The sequence below is a fragment of the Nostoc sp. NMS7 genome, assembly GCF_017115085.1.
Taxonomy (GTDB): Bacteria; Cyanobacteriota; Cyanobacteriia; order Cyanobacteriales; family Nostocaceae; genus Nostoc.
The window spans coordinates 20429-37066 of sequence record NZ_JABXKJ010000232.1 but is presented as its reverse complement, the minus strand read 5'-3'; the positions used below and the strand labels follow the sequence as shown (position 1 = coordinate 37066).

Here is a 16638-nt window from a genome sequence, read left to right as displayed (position 1 = left end):
AAAATTTTTGGCTGGAGGTGGCATAGTTACTTTCAATCGGCTCTGCATTTATATTATGCAGCTTAAATGCCGATTAGCTTATCGCGTGAGCTTTATTCAAACTCCAGTGCCCCTAGAGCTTTCAGCGTAGCTTTTTGAGCTTCAGTTAAACCTGTGATGCCAGTGATGTTCATCTGTTCATAGGGCCGATTAGCTCTCAGGATCTTTAAGCATTCACCTGTATTGACATCCCAAAGCTTAATCGTCTCATCTTCACTGCCAGCACTTAACGTCTCACCTTGAGGACTGAAGGCGAGAGACCGTATCTCTTTACGATATCCCTGCAATGTTCTCAAGCATTGCCCTTTACTGACACACCATAATTTCACGGTTTTATCTTCACTGCCACTGGCTATGATTTGACCATCTGGACTCCAAGCCACCGCACCTACCCGACCAACGTGACTGTGCAAAACTTTGAGACAATGACCAGTAGAAACATCCCACAACCGCACTGTCTGGTCAGCACTAGCACTAGCTAGAGTTTGACCATCTGAACTCCAAGCCAGTGACCAGATACCACTAGTATGCTCGTGCAAAGCTTTGAGACACTTACCATCACTGACATCCCACAACCGCACCGTCTGGTCTTCGCTGCCAGTGGCTAGGATTTGACCATCCGGACTCCAAGTCACTGCAAATACCCGACTGGTGTGGCCGTGCAAAACTTTAAAACATTCACCTGTAGGGACATCCCACAACCGCACCGTCTGGTTAATACTAGCACTGGCTAGGGTTTGGCCATCCGGACTCCAAGCCACTGCAAATACCCAACTGGCGTGACCGTGCAAAACTTTAAAACATTGACTAGTGGAAACATCCCATAACCGCACTGTGTGGTCACTACTGCTAGTGGCTAGGGTTTGACCATCCGGACTCCAAGCCACTGCAAATACCCAACTGGTGTGGCCGTGCAAAACTTTAAAACATTGACTAGTGGAAACATCCCATAACCGCACTGTCTTATCAGTACTGGTGCTGGCCAAGGTTTGACCATCCGGACTCCAAGCCACTGACCAGATAGCGCTGGTGTAACCGTGCACAACTTTGAGACATTGACCTGTGGGAACATCCCATAACCGCACTGTGTGGTCTTCGCTACTACTGGCTAGGGTTTGACCATCCGGACTCCAAGCCACTGCAAATACCCAACTGGTGTGGCCGTGCAAAACTTTAAAACATTGACCTGTGGGAACATCCCATAACCGCACTGTGTGGTCTTCGCTACTACTGGCTAGGGTTTGACCATCCGGACTCCAAACCACTGCAAATACCTGATCGGTGTGACCGTGCAAAATTTTGAGGCATTGACCCGTACAAATATCCCACAACCTAACCGTGCAGTCCATACTGCTAGTGGCTAGGGTTTGACCATCCGGACTCCAAACCACTGACCGGATACCCTTGGCGTGACCGTGCAAAATTTTGAGACATTGACCCGTACGAATATCCCACAACCGCACCATGTGGTCTTCGCTACCACTGGCTAGGGTTTGACTATCCGGACTCCAAACCACTGTAAATACTCGACGGTTGTGACCGCCCAAAACTTTGAGACATTGACCAGTAAGGATATCCCACAACCGCACCGTGTGGTCTTCGCTACCACTGGCCAGGGTTTGACCATCCGGACTCCAAACCACTGACCATACCCAACTAGTGTGCCCCTTCAAAGTAAAAAGTTGTTTACCATCTTTAACTTGCCACAGGCGAACCTCGCCATCAGAATCACCCGTAGCCAAAAGTTTTCCATCGGGGCTAAATGCTACCGAGAAAACACCTCTCAAGGTTTCAGTAAAAACAGACTTAGCGAGATCGGCGTTCTGGAAATTGACATGATGTAAATTCACGTATCGTAAGTCTGCTTGCCAAATAGTCAAATCAGAAAAGTCATAGTTGCTTAAATCAATCTTGAGTTGACGAAGTAAGTTAATAACATTTCCGCCTCCATACCCTACTGAAGAAGAAAACTCTTCTCGAATTTTAAATAAGATCTGATTGAGTTGACGTTCAATATCTTTTTTAGAGTTAAAGGTAGTACATAGCCTCTGGGCAATTGGCTCCAAAATAAGGCGAATTTGACTGTTTTGAATATAATCTTTTCCAGTAGCTTTGATAAGAGGATGGCTCAGCAATAATCTAACTTCTTTCGTCGCAATTTCTTCAGAAACTTGCTCTATTAATCTTTCAGTTATGAACTCCATAACAACAGGTTGTTGTGTGAAATTTGCCTTACTCTTTTCAATCAGCGATCTTTGTCCTAGAGATGTAAGAGCTTTTGGTAATTTTCGTTGTAATGCTGATGATAAAATATTCTCTTGTAATTCTGTAATAGAAATAGGTTCGCGCTCAATCGCTAACCAATACATGATTTCTTTTTCTACATCTGACAAGCGATTAAACTGTGTATCTAAAAGATCGCAAATGTCATCAAAAACTAATGCTCTTTGCTTCAAAGATTCTATAAATTTAGAAATACTATTACCAAATAAATTGTAAATATATCCAGCAACGATCTTTAAAGCTAGAGGATTGCCTGCATAGTGTTCTATAAGGAATTTCCATTCGCTCTCAGAACCAGAGAAAGACCCTTCTTTTATTCTAAAGATTTCTCGTCCTTCTGCTTCTTTCAGACCCGTTAGTTGTAATGAGCGAACAGGAAGTGTTTCTCCTTCTATTAGTACAAATTCTTTAGGTTTTTCCCTACTGGTTAACACTACGCAGCTTTGATGGCGTTCTTCTCCCACCCGTTTTAGGAACTCACCATAGTCCTCATACCCTTCTCGATAGTACCCTGCGCTATCACCACTACGCAGAATAATCTCTATATTATCCAGTACTAGCAGACAACGGGACTTACGTAAATAACTAATTAGTTGTGATACTCTACCATCTATATCTTTTGGTAAGTCATTTTCAATTTCCTGATGGTTGGATAGGATTTGGAGCAGGTCAGTTAGCAGTTCTTTGATAGGTGGAGCATTACGTAGTGATCGCCAGATGACGTACTTAAATTCATCCTGAATCTGTTCTGCTACTTTTACAGCTAGAGCAGTTTTGCCAATTCCACCCATGCCTAGCAGTGCTACTAAATGGCAGCGATCGTTCACAATCCATTGCTTTAATGTGGCAAGTTCTCTTGTACGCCCGTAAAAAACTGAGACGTCAATTGCCTTTCCCCAATCTTGATATCCAACGGTGGCTTGACGGTCAGGCAATACTGTTGTTAAGGCTTCAAAGACATCAGGTTGTACTTTTACTTCTGATAAAAGATGGTTGAATCTCTCAGAGGTTTGATATTTCCATAAATTCCACTGCCGTTCTACTGCTGACTGAAAATTTGTTTTGCTAACTTTTTCCCCGAATATTTGTGACAGCGTTTGCCAGAGTTTAGGTCCGATATCTTGCTTGAGGTATTTATCAGTATAGCCGAGGGCTTGCGCGATTTCGTCATACGTTAAACCTTGCCAAGCGCCTCGCAGGATAGAGACTTGGACATCCTTCAAGTGCTTTTGCGTTTTTGCAAAAACAACTTCGTCCACAAATCTTAGGACTTCTTCAAGATTCATAGCGATCACTCTCAGTTGGTAGAGTTTATGTAAGATTCTAGGACTTACGCACTGTATAAATTGAACATCATGTGTATTACGTATAATTTACGCAAAACTACACGCTGTAGAGGCAATTCATGAATTCCCCCTACCAGAAAATTAGGGTTTCGGCTATTGTTTGCGTAAGTCCTGTTACGGATAATGGTCGTTTCAGACTTGTAGGGGCACAATGCCTTGCGCCCCTACAGTGGACGGGAACTTTCATAGTGCAAACGTTCACCTTGAAACGGCTACTCCTAGATTCTACAAATCCGTTACTGAGTTTTCCTGAACTTTACTGAATTTTTTCAAGAAATTAACTTTTTATACTAATTACTTGTGTAAACCAAATTCCTGAACTTATCTGTATTGTTATTGACAATAACGCTGTCTATATTTATTTACATAGCCCAACAACAAAGGCTAAATTAACCAAAACAAGGAGAACAAAGATGAGTGCGATTCGTTGTTTAGTTGCGCGACCTGAAATGGTCGTTTAGTATGGGAAGCCCACTTCCCTAGAGGAGTCATACCCTTTACCCCTGCGTAAAAGACTAAATTAGTCCGGTCACATCCTCATTAAGTAATTAAAAGGATGGAGTGCAGACCATGAAAGTAACCCAAACTGGCAGCCTAAGTTGGTTAGGGAGCAAAGGGGAGTTTCCCAATGGTGAACGGAAGTAAAGTATCGCTTAAACTGCGTTATACGAAAAGGTGTCAAATAAGGCTGATAGGCACTGACCAAAAAGGTAAATGGGTGGATTGACGGCTCACTAATCTGTCAATCGTATGAACAAAAATCCCATCGTAGGATAGATACTACCTAAAGGAAAACAGACAACTAAACGGTACAACAGGGTAAGCCCTACAGAGTCTAAGAGAGGTCGAATACTCTTAGTAAGTCCGAGGCAACAAAGACCGAATTCTTTGGAGGGTAAAGGATGGAAGAAAAAGCGAATGCGGGTCTGTAATGGATTCGATAGGGGTTGTAACATCACTCCTGACCGAAAGGAAAGCAAACTTCTTCTGGGTCTTATACGAAAGAAACCAATCAAGGGAATCAAATCCGAAGACAAGTTAGATGGTGTCAGTAATGGCAACAAACGGACTGAAGAAACAGCTAGAGAACTGGAACCAGATTAACTGGAGAGTAGTTAACAAAACTGTTAGAAACCTACGTCAAAGAATCTTTCGTGCGAGAAAGCTTGGTGAGTTCCGTAAGTTAAGAAGCTTACAGAAGTTGATGCAAAAGAGCTACGCCAATCTACTATTGTCAGTTCGACGTATTACCCAGACCAATCAAGGCAAGGCAACGGCAGGCATTGATAAAGAAATCATCAATACCCCCGAAGGCAGGGTGATTCTGGTAAACTAATTGGAAAGGGGGAAACCTCAAACCAACTATTCAAAAATAGGGCAGATCCTAAGAGGCTGTTTGAAAAGTCGGATACTATTTGTCAATAAGCAATAGTACTTAAAATATTGCTTAAAATCGGGGTTGAAAACACAATTTTTAAGCAGGCGATGCCTACGGTGGGCTACGCCTACGCGTAATTTTGACACGCATCATTCATTCTTGACACATCAGTTCAATATAAGGATTAACTTTATACCTTCACTTCTTTCAATTTTTCAGCATAATTTCTAATTGACAAAAGTAAGATTATCTTAACCTCTCACCGATGGTGTTGATGTCACCTGAGTAAATTATATAGCTTATGTTAACCATCATATAACCATCAATTAACCAGTATAAAATACTGTTAGAGGATATTTTAAAAGGGTCTTTTGCTCTCCTAGTTAGCACAGCAAAATATCTCAGTACATAGCAACTACAAGTCTTTTTTATCAATGCGTAAGTTCTGACTACTTCTATTTTTGGCGAAGGTATGATTTTTAGCCGACTAATCACAGGCTTTATCAACTTTCATTACTTTCAATAATTTATTCAAGAGGTTCTTAAGTAAGATGAGCGATTTATTATTCAATAACTTTAAATTTTTCACATTAGTAGACTTACTATGTTACAAAGCATTACACCAACCAAATAAAATAGCTTTTCGATTTTTGCAGGATGGTGAAACAGAAATAGCTAGATTGACTTATCAAGAATTGAATCTACAGGCTCAGATAATTGCTTCTCAGTTGCAGTCTACAGGTATCACCAAGGGAGAACGCGCCTTACTTTTGTATCCATCGGGTTTGGAATTTATTCCGGCATTTTTTGGCTGTCTGTACGCAGGGGTGGTTGCTGTTCCCGCCTATCCACCGCATTTAAATAAACCTACACCTCGGCTGCAAGCCATTGTGGCGGATGCCCAAGCAAAGGTAATACTTACAACCGCGCAGATACTATCTAATAGTTCTTGTCTGTTAGGGAACAATCCAGAACTGAAGGGTCTACAATGCTTTGCCACTGACAGTTTTACAGGTGCACTGGAAAATAACTGGCAAGAAGTTAGTGTTGCTGAAGATACCTTGGCTTTTCTGCAATATACTTCAGGTTCCACCTCTACACCGAAAGGTGTGATGGTCAGTCATGGAAATCTTTTACACAACCAAAGACTGATCAAATCAGGTTTTGGTCATAATGAGCAAAGTATTGTCGTTGGCTGGTTACCTTTGTTCCATGATATGGGTTTGATTGGGAATGTGCTTCAGCCTCTGTATTTAGGAACACAATGTATTCTGATGCCACCAGTGGCTTTTCTGCAAAATCCTTTCCGTTGGCTGCAAGCAATTTCTCGATACAAAGCTACCACGAGTGGTGGTCCGAATTTTGCTTATGATTTATGTATTCGCAAGATTACCCCTGAACAACGCGCGACTCTTGATTTAAGTACCTGGGAAGTTGCTTTCAATGGTGCAGAACCCGTCCGCGCTGAAACTATAGAAAACTTTGCAGAAACATTTGCATCTTGTGGCTTTCGCCGGGAAGCTTTTTATCCATGTTACGGCATGGCAGAAACAACGCTGATTGTTTCTGGTGGTCGTCAGGAAATGTCGCCAGTATTCCAAACCGTCGAGAAAGCAGCCCTAGAAAAAAATCAAGTCATTCCCGCCACTTTAGAAGATGATGCCGCGCAGATATGGGTGAGTTCTGGTCAACCCTTGGAAGATTTACGGGTGGTTATTGCTCATCCTGAGACATTAACTAGCTGTTTACCTAGTGAAGTTGGTGAAATTTGGGTTTCTGGCGCAAGTGTGACTCAGGGTTATTGGCAAAGAAGCGAACAGACAGAAAGCACTTTCCGAGCCTACCTCAAAGATACTGGCGACGGACCATTTCTGCGTACTGGCGACTTAGGATTTTTACACTCAGGCGAATTGTATGTTACCGGCCGCTTGAAGGATATGATTATTATCCGAGGTCGTAACCATTATCCCCAAGACATAGAATTGACAGTAGAACAGAGCCATCCAGCACTGCAATCAAGCTGTAGTGGGGCATTTGCTATTGATGTTGCAGGTGAGGAAAGGCTAGCGGTTGTTGTCGAGGTGAAGCGGAGCCAGTTGCGGAATTTTGATGTCCAAGAGGTAGTGAAAGCTATCCGTCAGGCGGTGGCAGAACAACACGAACTGCAAGTTTATGCTGTCGAGTTGCTCAAACCGGCTAATATTCCTAAGACTTCTAGTGGTAAGATTCAACGTCATGCCTGTCGCATAGGCTTTCTGAATCACGACTTAGATGTAGTAGGTAGCAGCATTCTAGAAGAATCTTCTGTAGTAGCTTTGTTTGATAGCCCCAAACGAGAAAATCTGCTGTCAATGGCATCGACAGATCGCCAGCGACAGCTGGAAATTTATCTTCAGCAACTCGTGGCTCAGGTGATGCAGCTAAAGACTTCGCAGTTAAACATTCAACAACCATTGAGTACGGTAGGTTTGGACTCTTTGATGGCTGTTGAACTCAAAAACAGTATAGAAACTGAATTGGGCGTTGTCTTGTCTATGACTAGTTTTTTGCAAGGTGATAGTATTGCCCAGATTGCCAGCCAAGTACTAAAGCAGTTGACAGAAAATACCTCCAGCCCAGAGAGTGCGATCACCCCCGTCCAGTATAGTGATAGCGAGCAGCCCCTATCTTACGGTCAGCGATCGCTCTGGTTTATGCATCAGCTAGCACCAGCAAGTCCAGCTTACAACGTTGCGATCAAAGTGCGCCTGAAAGGAGATGTGGAGATTGCGGCGCTGCAACGTGCCTTTCAGAAATTGGTTGACCGTCATCCAGCTTTACGGACTACTTTCACGGCTAGGCAAGGTGAACCACGACAACTGGTTCATCAACAAATGGATGTTTGCTTTCAACAGCATCATGTTTCTAGCTGGAGTAAAATCTTGCTGCAAGAACGTCTAACTCAAGAAGTTGACCGTCCTTTCAATTTAGAGCAAGATGCCCTAATGCGGGTGAGTCTCTTTACTAGCTCGGCGAGAGAACACATTCTGCTGCTAGTGCTCCATCACATCATCACCGACTTTTGGTCTTTAGCCGTCATGGTGCAGGAGTTGGGCAGACTATACCAGGCAGAAAAGCAAGGTTATTCCCTAGCCCTCCCGCCGTTGAAACTACAGTACATTGACTATTCGCACAAACAAGCTCAAATGCTAGCAAGTTCAAAAGGAGAACAGCTTGGGGCATATTGGCAGCAGCAACTTGCTGGGGAGTTACCAGGATTAAATTTACCCACCGACCGTCCGCGACCCCCTGTACAAACCTATCGCGGGTACTCTATTTCTTTCAAGTTAAGTACAGAACTGACACAAAAACTGAAGACTCTCAGCTGCACTCAGGGAACTACCCTCTACATGACTTTACTGGCAGCTTATCAACTGCTGCTCCATCGCTACACAGGTCAAGAAGATATCTTAGTCGGTTCGCCAACAGTCAGCAGAAGTGAAGCTGAGTTTGCAGGGCTACTTGGTTACTTTGTCAACCCAGTGGTTTTACGGTCGAATTTGGCGGGAAATCTTACTTTCGAGAACTTCTTAGGTCAAGTCCGGCAAACAGTACTAGATGCTTTTACACATCAAGATTACCCTTTGGCACTGTTAGTCGAGCGACTGCAAACGGTACGCGACTCCAGTCGTTCGCCCCTATTCCAAACTATGTTTGTTTGGCAAAAAGCCCATCTGTTGCACGAGCAAGGTTTAACAGCCTTCGCCTTAAATGAAACCGGAGCGCATCTGGATTTAGGTGAATTGAAGATCGAATCGTTAGCGCTAGAACAAAAAGTTGCCCAGTTTGATTTAACGCTGATGATGGCGGAGGTAGATCGCCAATTGGCTGGAACATTTGAATACAACGCGGACTTATTTAATCCAGACACAATTACCCGTATGGCAAGTCACTTCCAAACTTTACTGGAAAGGATCGTTGCTAATCCCCAACAGTGTCTCTCGATTTTGCCGTTATTGACAGCCGCCGCCAGGCAACAACTACTAGGAGAGTGGAATGCTACCCAGACTGATTATCCTCAAGATGTTTGTCTTCACGAACTATTTGAGGCTCAAGTTGAGATGACTCCCGATGCTATTGCGGTGATTTTTCAAGACAAACAACTTACCTATCAAGAACTGAATCAAAGAGCAAATCAACTAGCACACCATCTACAAGCCAACGGTGTAAAAGCAGAAGTCGGGGTGGGTATTTACCTTGAGCGCTCTTTGGAAATGGCAATTGGGGTACTAGGCGTTCTCAAGGCGGGCGGTACTTACGTGCCTTGCGATCCCATGTATCCAAAACAACGTATATCTTTCATGCTGGCGGATGCCCAAGTTAAGGTACTGCTGACCCAGCATTCTCTAGTTACCAGTTTGCCAGAGTACCCGGACTCTGTGATTTGCCTTGATACAGACTGGGAAATTATTAACCAACAAAGCACAGAGAAACTAACCACCGCAGTTACCCCCGCTAACCTTGCCTATATTATCTATACCTCCGGCTCTAGCGGACAACCAAAAGGAGTAATGATTCCCCATGCAGGTATTGTCAATCATTTGGTTTGGGGCATAGAGCGTTACCAATTGACACCAAAAGACCGGGTATTCCAAAAAACCTCCTTTAGTTTCGATGTTTGTGTTTGGGAATTTTTCGCAGCGTTGTTGTCAGGGGCTTGTCTGGTGATGGCTGATGCAAACGGTCATCAAGACCCCAGTTATATGGTTCAGGTGATGGCACAGCAGCAAATTACGATTGTGGAATTTGTGCCTGCTATGCTGCAAATGATTCTGGAAGAACCGGACTTAGAGGCTTGTCAGGCGTTACGCCATATCACTTGTGGTGGTGAAGCTTTACCAAAAAAACTGTGCGATCGCTTCTTTAACCGCCTGTTTGAGGTAGAACTCCACAACTGCTACGGTCCGACTGAAGTTTCCATATCTTGTACATCCTGGTTATGCCAGCCGCACTCAGAAGTGATCTCCATTGGTCGTCCCATCGCTAACCAGCAAATTTACATTCTAGATGCCTATTTGCAACCTTTACCCATCGGCGTACCAGGAGAATTGTACGTTGGTGGTGTCGGCATCGCCCGTGGTTACTTAAATCGCCCCGAAACTACCGCCGAAAAATTTATCCCCCACCCATTTAGCAATGAACCAGGCGCACGACTGTATAAAACTGGTGACTTAGCCCGTTACCTGCCTGATGGTAACATCGAATTCCTCGGTCGCCTTGACGAGCAAGTGAAAATTCGCGGATTCCGCTTAGAGTTGGGGGAAATTGAAGCGGTTTTGCGCCAATATCCAGGTGTGGAAGAAGTCGCTGTGTTAGTGCAAAATCACATAGACTGCGAGGCATCCCATAAGCATTTGGTCGCCTACCTTGTGCCTCGAGAGCGTCACCAAAAAATAGAATTTTGGCCTTCCATCGGCGAATACCCTTTGTATGACGAATTGTTGTACCACGCCATGACCAATGATTTGGAGCGCAACCAACAATATCAATATGCCATTAATGAGTTAGTTCGTGATCGCATTGTGGTGGAAATTGGTACTGGTCAAGACGCGATTTTAGCACGGTTATGTGTGGCAGCAGGAGCAGAAAAAGTGTATGCCATAGAGGGAGATGAAGAAGCTTACAACCGCGCCGTCGCGCTTGTCAAACGCCTCGGATTGGCAGAGAAAATCATCTTAATTCATAGCTATTCTCAAAGAGTGGAGTTACCATCTAAGGCAGATGTTTGCATTTCCGAAATCATCGGGACTATTGGTGGTTCTGAAGGAGTTACGACGATTCTCAATGATGCTCGACGCTTCCTCAAAGAAGATGCCTGCATGATTCCCCATCGCTGTATCACCAAAATTGCTGCGGTGACACTACCCGATGAACTACAAGCAAATCCTGGCTTTAACCAGATGGCTGGTCATTATGTACAACAAATATTTGCTCACGCAGGTCATCCCTTTGACCTCCGTATGTGCATCAAAAATTTCCCCCAAGGCAATTTTATTTCCGATAGTGACATTTTTGAAGATTTAGATTTCACCGATGTTACTGACACAGAATACAGCCGAAAAATCACCCTGAAAATCATTAATTCAGGCAGATTTGACGGTTTTCTACTCTGGCTTAATCTCTACCCTGCTCCTAATGTTTTGATTGATAACTTAGAGCAAGAAAACTCGAACTGGCTGCCAGTTTATTTACCTGTATTTACTCCTGGAATTATTGTCTCCCCTGGTGAGATCATTGAAGCAACTTGTATCAGTCAGTTAAGTGATAATCATGTCAATCCTGACTATCGCATTGCAGGACAGTTAATCAGACAAAATGGGGAAATCATTTCTTTCGTTTGCGATTCACTTCACCATCAACAAACTGATTCCCGCAACCCCTTGTACGAAATACTCTTTCCTCAAGGTGAAGTTAATCTATACAAGGATAATCAGCAACTATCCGCCAAAAGCCTGCGTTCTTATCTATCTCGTCATTTACCCGACTACATGATTCCCAGTGCCTTTGTCACCATACTCGAAATGCCACGCAAACCAAATGGTAAGTTAGATTACCGAGCCTTACCAGAGCTCGACGCTACTAGCTTAGACCCTGCTGTCATTTATGTTCCTCCCAGTACCGCACTAGAAGAAGTTTTAGCAGGAATATGGAGTGAAATTTTGCAAGTTGAGCGCGTTGGGATTCATGACAATTTCTTTGAGTTAGGAGGACATTCTTTACTTGCTATCCAAGTGATTTCCCGAATCCGAGATATATTTAATGTAGAACTACCTGTACACAATTTGTTTGAGGCTAGTACTGTAGCCAAGCTTTCACAAATTTTGATGGCTGGCGAAACCAAACTGGGACAGATAGAAAAAATTGCTCAGGTGTTCCAAAAAATTACAGCTATGTCAATCAAAGACTTACAAACAACACTTCAGCAAAAGAGAGGAATAACCGATGTAGAGAGCCTAAAAAAGCTGAATAAACCAGAGCATTTAGTAGCATCAGGCGGCGTTACTGAATGCTCAATGCTAACTATTTCCAAGTTAGAGGAATCAGTAAGCAGCAGGGAGATATATGACAGTGTTGCAATTCCCAACGGTGATATATCAGTCCTATACCATACTGGGAGTAAAACCAAGCTGGATGCAAGAGTTCTCTTCGTAGGCGATCGCTCGTTATGGAGCAACTTAGCTAGCCAATTTTTAAGCGATATTTTTGCCGAAGTTGATTCATTTTTTTGGCAGCGAAGCGAAGTTTATCCCTCCTGTATCGAAGAGTGGGAAGGGGATTATATTATCTCCTTTAAATCCGATCTAATTCTTCCCCAGTCAGTATTAGAAAAGGCGAAAAAATACGCTTTAAATATTCACCCTGCTCCACCGAATTATCGGGGAATTGGTGGTTATTATTATGCGGTATTTAATGGCGATATAACATACGGTGTAACTTGTCACCATATGGTAAGAAAAATAGATTTTGGCGATATTATAAAGGTAATTTATTTCCCAATTCTTCCCTTTGAAAAACCTTTATTACTCAAGGAGAGAACTGGTAATTTCTGTTTGACACTTCTCTATGAGATTGTAGTTGAATATATTGCCCTAGGAAAGATTTTACCTAAATCGAAAGAGCAGTGGTTTCAGGAACTATTTACCTACAAAAAACTGGAGAACTTTTTTGAAAAATTAAAACGCGAACCGGAGAAGTATCACAACATTATTTAATTGGAAAACCCATAATAAATCATAATATATAACCTTGGGAACAATTAATTTTGTTGACAGTTATTATCTATCGTTCCATGACTCAAAAATTAGTAAAAAAGGAGAAATTCATGAAACTATGGGCAGGAAGATTTAACAAAGACATTAATCCATTAGTTTTAGATTACACCCAGACAATTGACATCGACAAAAGGCTTATAGAATTCGACATCTGGGGAAGTATTACTCATGTTTTAATGCTATGTAATCAAAACATAATATCCCAAGAACATGGACGAAAAATCCTACAATGCCTAGTAAAAATATTTGAGGATCATCGTCAAGGAAAAATTCAGCTTGAGCGGGAATTAGAAGACGTTCATCTTAACCTAGAAAACCGAGTTATTTCTCAACTAGGCATGGATATTGGGGGCAGAATGCACGCCGCCCGATCTCGCAACGACCAAGTAGTTACTGATACTCGTTTGTATCTGCGAATATCTTTGTTGAATATTCAACAGGAACTTTTAAAGTTTGTAGAAATACTAATTGATTTAGCAGAAACAAACGTTGAGACAGTAATACCTGGTTATACCCATAGCCAACCAGCCCAACCAATTAGCTTGGCTTACTGGTTAACAGCATACGCCAGTATGTTCAATAGAGATATAAAACGATTGGACAAAGCATTTGAAAATACCAATTTAAATCCTTTAGGAGCCTGTGCCTTAGCAGGTACTTCTTTTCCAATTGAAAGGGAAATAACCACAAATTTACTGGGGTTTGATGGTCTACTTTTGCACGGACTTGATGCCACCAGTTCCCGAGACTTCATCATCGAGAGCTTGGCAGCTTTGGCAATAATAATGAGTAATCTTTCAAAGATGGCTGAAGAAATTGTTCTGTGGAACAGTTTTGAATTCCGGTTGGTAGAAGTAGATGACACCTTTGCCACTGGTAGCTCAATTATGCCTCAGAAAAAGAATCCAGTCGTTGCTGAATTAGCAAGAGCAAAAACTGGAAGAGTCTATGGGGCGCTCATGCAGATTTTGACTATAGTCAAAGGCGTAACCACTGGTTATAGTTGCGATCTCCAAGAAGACAAACCATTTTTATGGCAAGCAATAGATGATACCAGTTTGACCATTTCTGTCATGTGCCAGCAGTTGCAAACATTGAAATTTAATACTCAAAGAGCTTTAAGCATGAGTTGGGAAAATTTTTCAACAGCAACCGAACTAGCCAATTATCTAGTTGTCGAAATAAATATGCCTTTTCGAGAAGCTCATCAGATAGTTGGTACAGTTGTCAATCAATTAATTAAATTTGGAAAAACCCTAAGCGATGTAACCGATATTTCCCAATCTTTAGAGGAATTAGGAATGAATATCTCACCAGAAGTTTTGCGGGAACTACTAAATCCTATCCAAGCAATATCCAGACAAACAAGTAAAGGAGGAACAGCACCTGAAAGTGTTCAAGAAATTTTAGAGACTTTGAATCGAGATATTATTCACCAGAAAGATTCTTTAGCTGGCAGATACAAAAAAATTCAACAAGCTTTCGACAAAACTTTTGAAATTACCAATCAGTTTATTAGCGGCATAGATATTCACATAGCAATTAGTGGAGTAGAATCATGATGAAAATTGTTCTTGCATATTCAGGCGGATTAGATACTTCCGTAGCCTTAAAATGGCTTCAAGATAGGTATTCGGCTGAGGTTATTGCCTTTTGTGCTAATATGGGTCAATTTGAATTGCTGGAGGCGATAGAAGCTAAAGCTCAAAAAATAGGTGCATCTAAAGTTTACCTAGAGGATCTTAGAGAAGAGTATCTTGGCGAGTATGCTTTTAAAGCACTAAAAGCCAATGCAGCATACGAGGACAACTATCTGTTAGCTGCACCACTAGGGCGTCCTTTAATTGCCAAGCGATTAGTTGAAATAGCACATCAAGAGAAAGCAGACGCTGTAGCTCACGGCGCGACGGGTAAGGGGAACGATCAAGTACGATTCTACTCCAGCATTACTGCCCTCGATCCCACTCTAAGGATCATTGCACCAGTTATAGAGTGGGAAATGAAATCTCGCAATGATGAAATTGAATATGCTGAAAAACACAACATTGATATTTCCATCTCTGTTGACAAGCCATATAGTATCGACACTAATTTATGGGGTACTAGTATAGAGTGCGGCACTCTTGATGATATTAAATCGTCGCCACCAGATGCGATTTATCAGATTACGACTTCACCATTATTAGCTCCCAATGAACCCTGCGATATTGCCATAGGCTTCGCGCAAGGTATACCTATTTCTCTAAATGATCAATCCTTAGCCCCCGTAGAATTAATTACTCAATTGAACGAAATTGGTTCAAAACATGGGGTAGGAAGGATCGATATTTTAGAAAATAGAGTGGTAGGGATCAAAACCCGAGGAGTATATGAAAGTCCAGCAGGTGCAATCCTTCATTATGCCCACAAAGAGTTAGAAAAGTTGGTGCTGGATCGAGACCTTTTGCACTACAAAGCACAAGTAGCTCAGACTTACTCCAAGCTTGTTTATTACGGTCTTTGGTTTTCACCTCTTAGAAAGGCTTTAGATGCTTTTATAGACGATACTCAGTCGCGAGTAACTGGTTCTATAACCCTGAGATTGTACAAAGGAAACATCATAATTTTGAGTCGAGATTCCCAATACGCCATGTACGATTATTCTCTTTCCACTTATGATGTTGAAGATCAATTTGAGCATCAAGCAGGACAGGGATTTTCTTACATATGGTCAATGCCATTAAGAGTCAAAGCCAAAACTGATATTAAGTTAGTTTGAACGTTAATACCTTCGCAAAAAAAACAGTATGAATAGATAAGTATAATGTAAGAGAGTTGTTGTCTTCCCAAACGACAACCTAAAAGCTACAAGCAGCCCCCAAAATCAAAAGAAAAACGAGGACGTGGACGGACAACAGGTAGCAAAACAAAAACAAAGCCCAAGTTACACTAAAATCAGAATTGTAAAGTAAGTATTTCGCATTTGCAGATAAGTCTAATGAAACTTAGCTACGTCATGTCACCATATTTTAAATCGCTGGGAATTACATCGACGGTGGTCGCAGAAATTTATGGCATTAATATAGAACGAGAAAATCCTGAAGTTGAGATGATTAAAAACCAAGCTGCTAAAGAAGTCATGAAAATGAGCGACGAGTTTATATCAGATAACACAATTTTGCAAAGCTATCGCGATTTGCTAAAAAGTATCGGTCGGAGTCCCAAAAAATTTCCTCCTTCTGCCGAATCACTTATACAGTCCGTTAAGCATTTTCAACGCTTTCCTCAAATTAATGTTGCTGTTGACTCTTATAATGTTATCGCATCCAGGAATTTTCTGGCATTAGGGGTCCACGACCTGGATAAATTAGGCAGCAAAATTACCTTTCGCTTATCAGATGGGGAAGAACCTTTTACTGCTGTTGGCAGCCAAAAAGTGAAATATACCCAGCCTGGCGATTTTGTTTATGCAGATGAAAGACAAATACTTGCTTGGCTTGATTCTAAAGATTCCGAGCTAGTCAAGTTGTCGTTAGACACTAAAAACATTGTAATTATAATTCAAGGAACTCATCAGACAACGCAGGAATATAATCTAGCTGCTTTAGAAAATGCTTGTAAATTGATCACACGATTTTGTGGAGGCACTTTTGAAATTCAAGCAGTCGAATGATATATTAGGTCATAAACAATTTGTAAATAAGTAATAGTGCTTAAAAATTTGCAGACAATGAGGGTCGAAAACAGAATTTTTGAACTAGCGATGCCTATTGTGGGCTACGCCTATGCGTCATCTAAAAAA

General features: G+C 42.0%; 6 protein-coding genes. 5 read left to right on the top strand and 1 reads right to left on the bottom strand.

Annotated elements, in window-relative coordinates; all coding sequences use genetic code 11:
• Nucleotides 1–92: 92 nt before the first annotated feature.
• Nucleotides 93–3608, bottom strand: coding sequence for an NB-ARC domain-containing protein (locus tag HWQ38_RS30085; protein ID WP_292801185.1), 3516 nt, complete (start codon nucleotides 3606–3608; stop codon nucleotides 93–95).
• 1114 nt (nucleotides 3609–4722) lie between these two features.
• Here HWQ38_RS30085 and HWQ38_RS30080 point away from each other — a divergent pair.
• The 5 genes from HWQ38_RS30080 (at nucleotide 4723) to HWQ38_RS30060 (ending at nucleotide 16509) form a co-directional block, all read left to right on the top strand.
• A complete protein-coding gene (locus tag HWQ38_RS30080) occupies nucleotides 4723–5004 on the top strand; it encodes a reverse transcriptase N-terminal domain-containing protein (protein WP_292801183.1) in 282 nt (93 codons plus the stop codon).
• Between the two features lie 593 nt (nucleotides 5005–5597).
• Nucleotides 5598–12797 (top strand): non-ribosomal peptide synthetase, encoded by a 7200-nt coding sequence (locus tag HWQ38_RS30075; protein WP_292801181.1) that lies wholly within the window; start codon nucleotides 5598–5600, stop codon nucleotides 12795–12797.
• 110 nt (nucleotides 12798–12907) lie between these two features.
• Nucleotides 12908–14419: an argininosuccinate lyase gene (gene argH, locus HWQ38_RS30070; RefSeq protein WP_292801179.1), complete on the top strand. Its 1512-nt coding sequence runs from the start codon at nucleotides 12908–12910 to the stop codon at nucleotides 14417–14419.
• The gene (locus tag HWQ38_RS30065) at nucleotides 14416–15615 is read left to right on the top strand and encodes an argininosuccinate synthase (RefSeq protein WP_292801177.1); all 1200 of its coding nucleotides are present in this window, start codon (nucleotides 14416–14418) and stop codon (nucleotides 15613–15615) included. The genes argH and HWQ38_RS30065 overlap by 4 nt, the downstream gene beginning before the upstream one ends.
• A gap of 219 nt (nucleotides 15616–15834) precedes the next feature.
• Nucleotides 15835–16509 carry a phenylalanine--tRNA ligase beta subunit-related protein gene (locus tag HWQ38_RS30060; protein ID WP_292801175.1) on the top strand — a complete coding sequence of 225 codons (675 nt, stop codon included), beginning with the start codon at nucleotides 15835–15837 and terminating at the stop codon, nucleotides 16507–16509.
• Nucleotides 16510–16638: the final 129 nt, after the last annotated feature.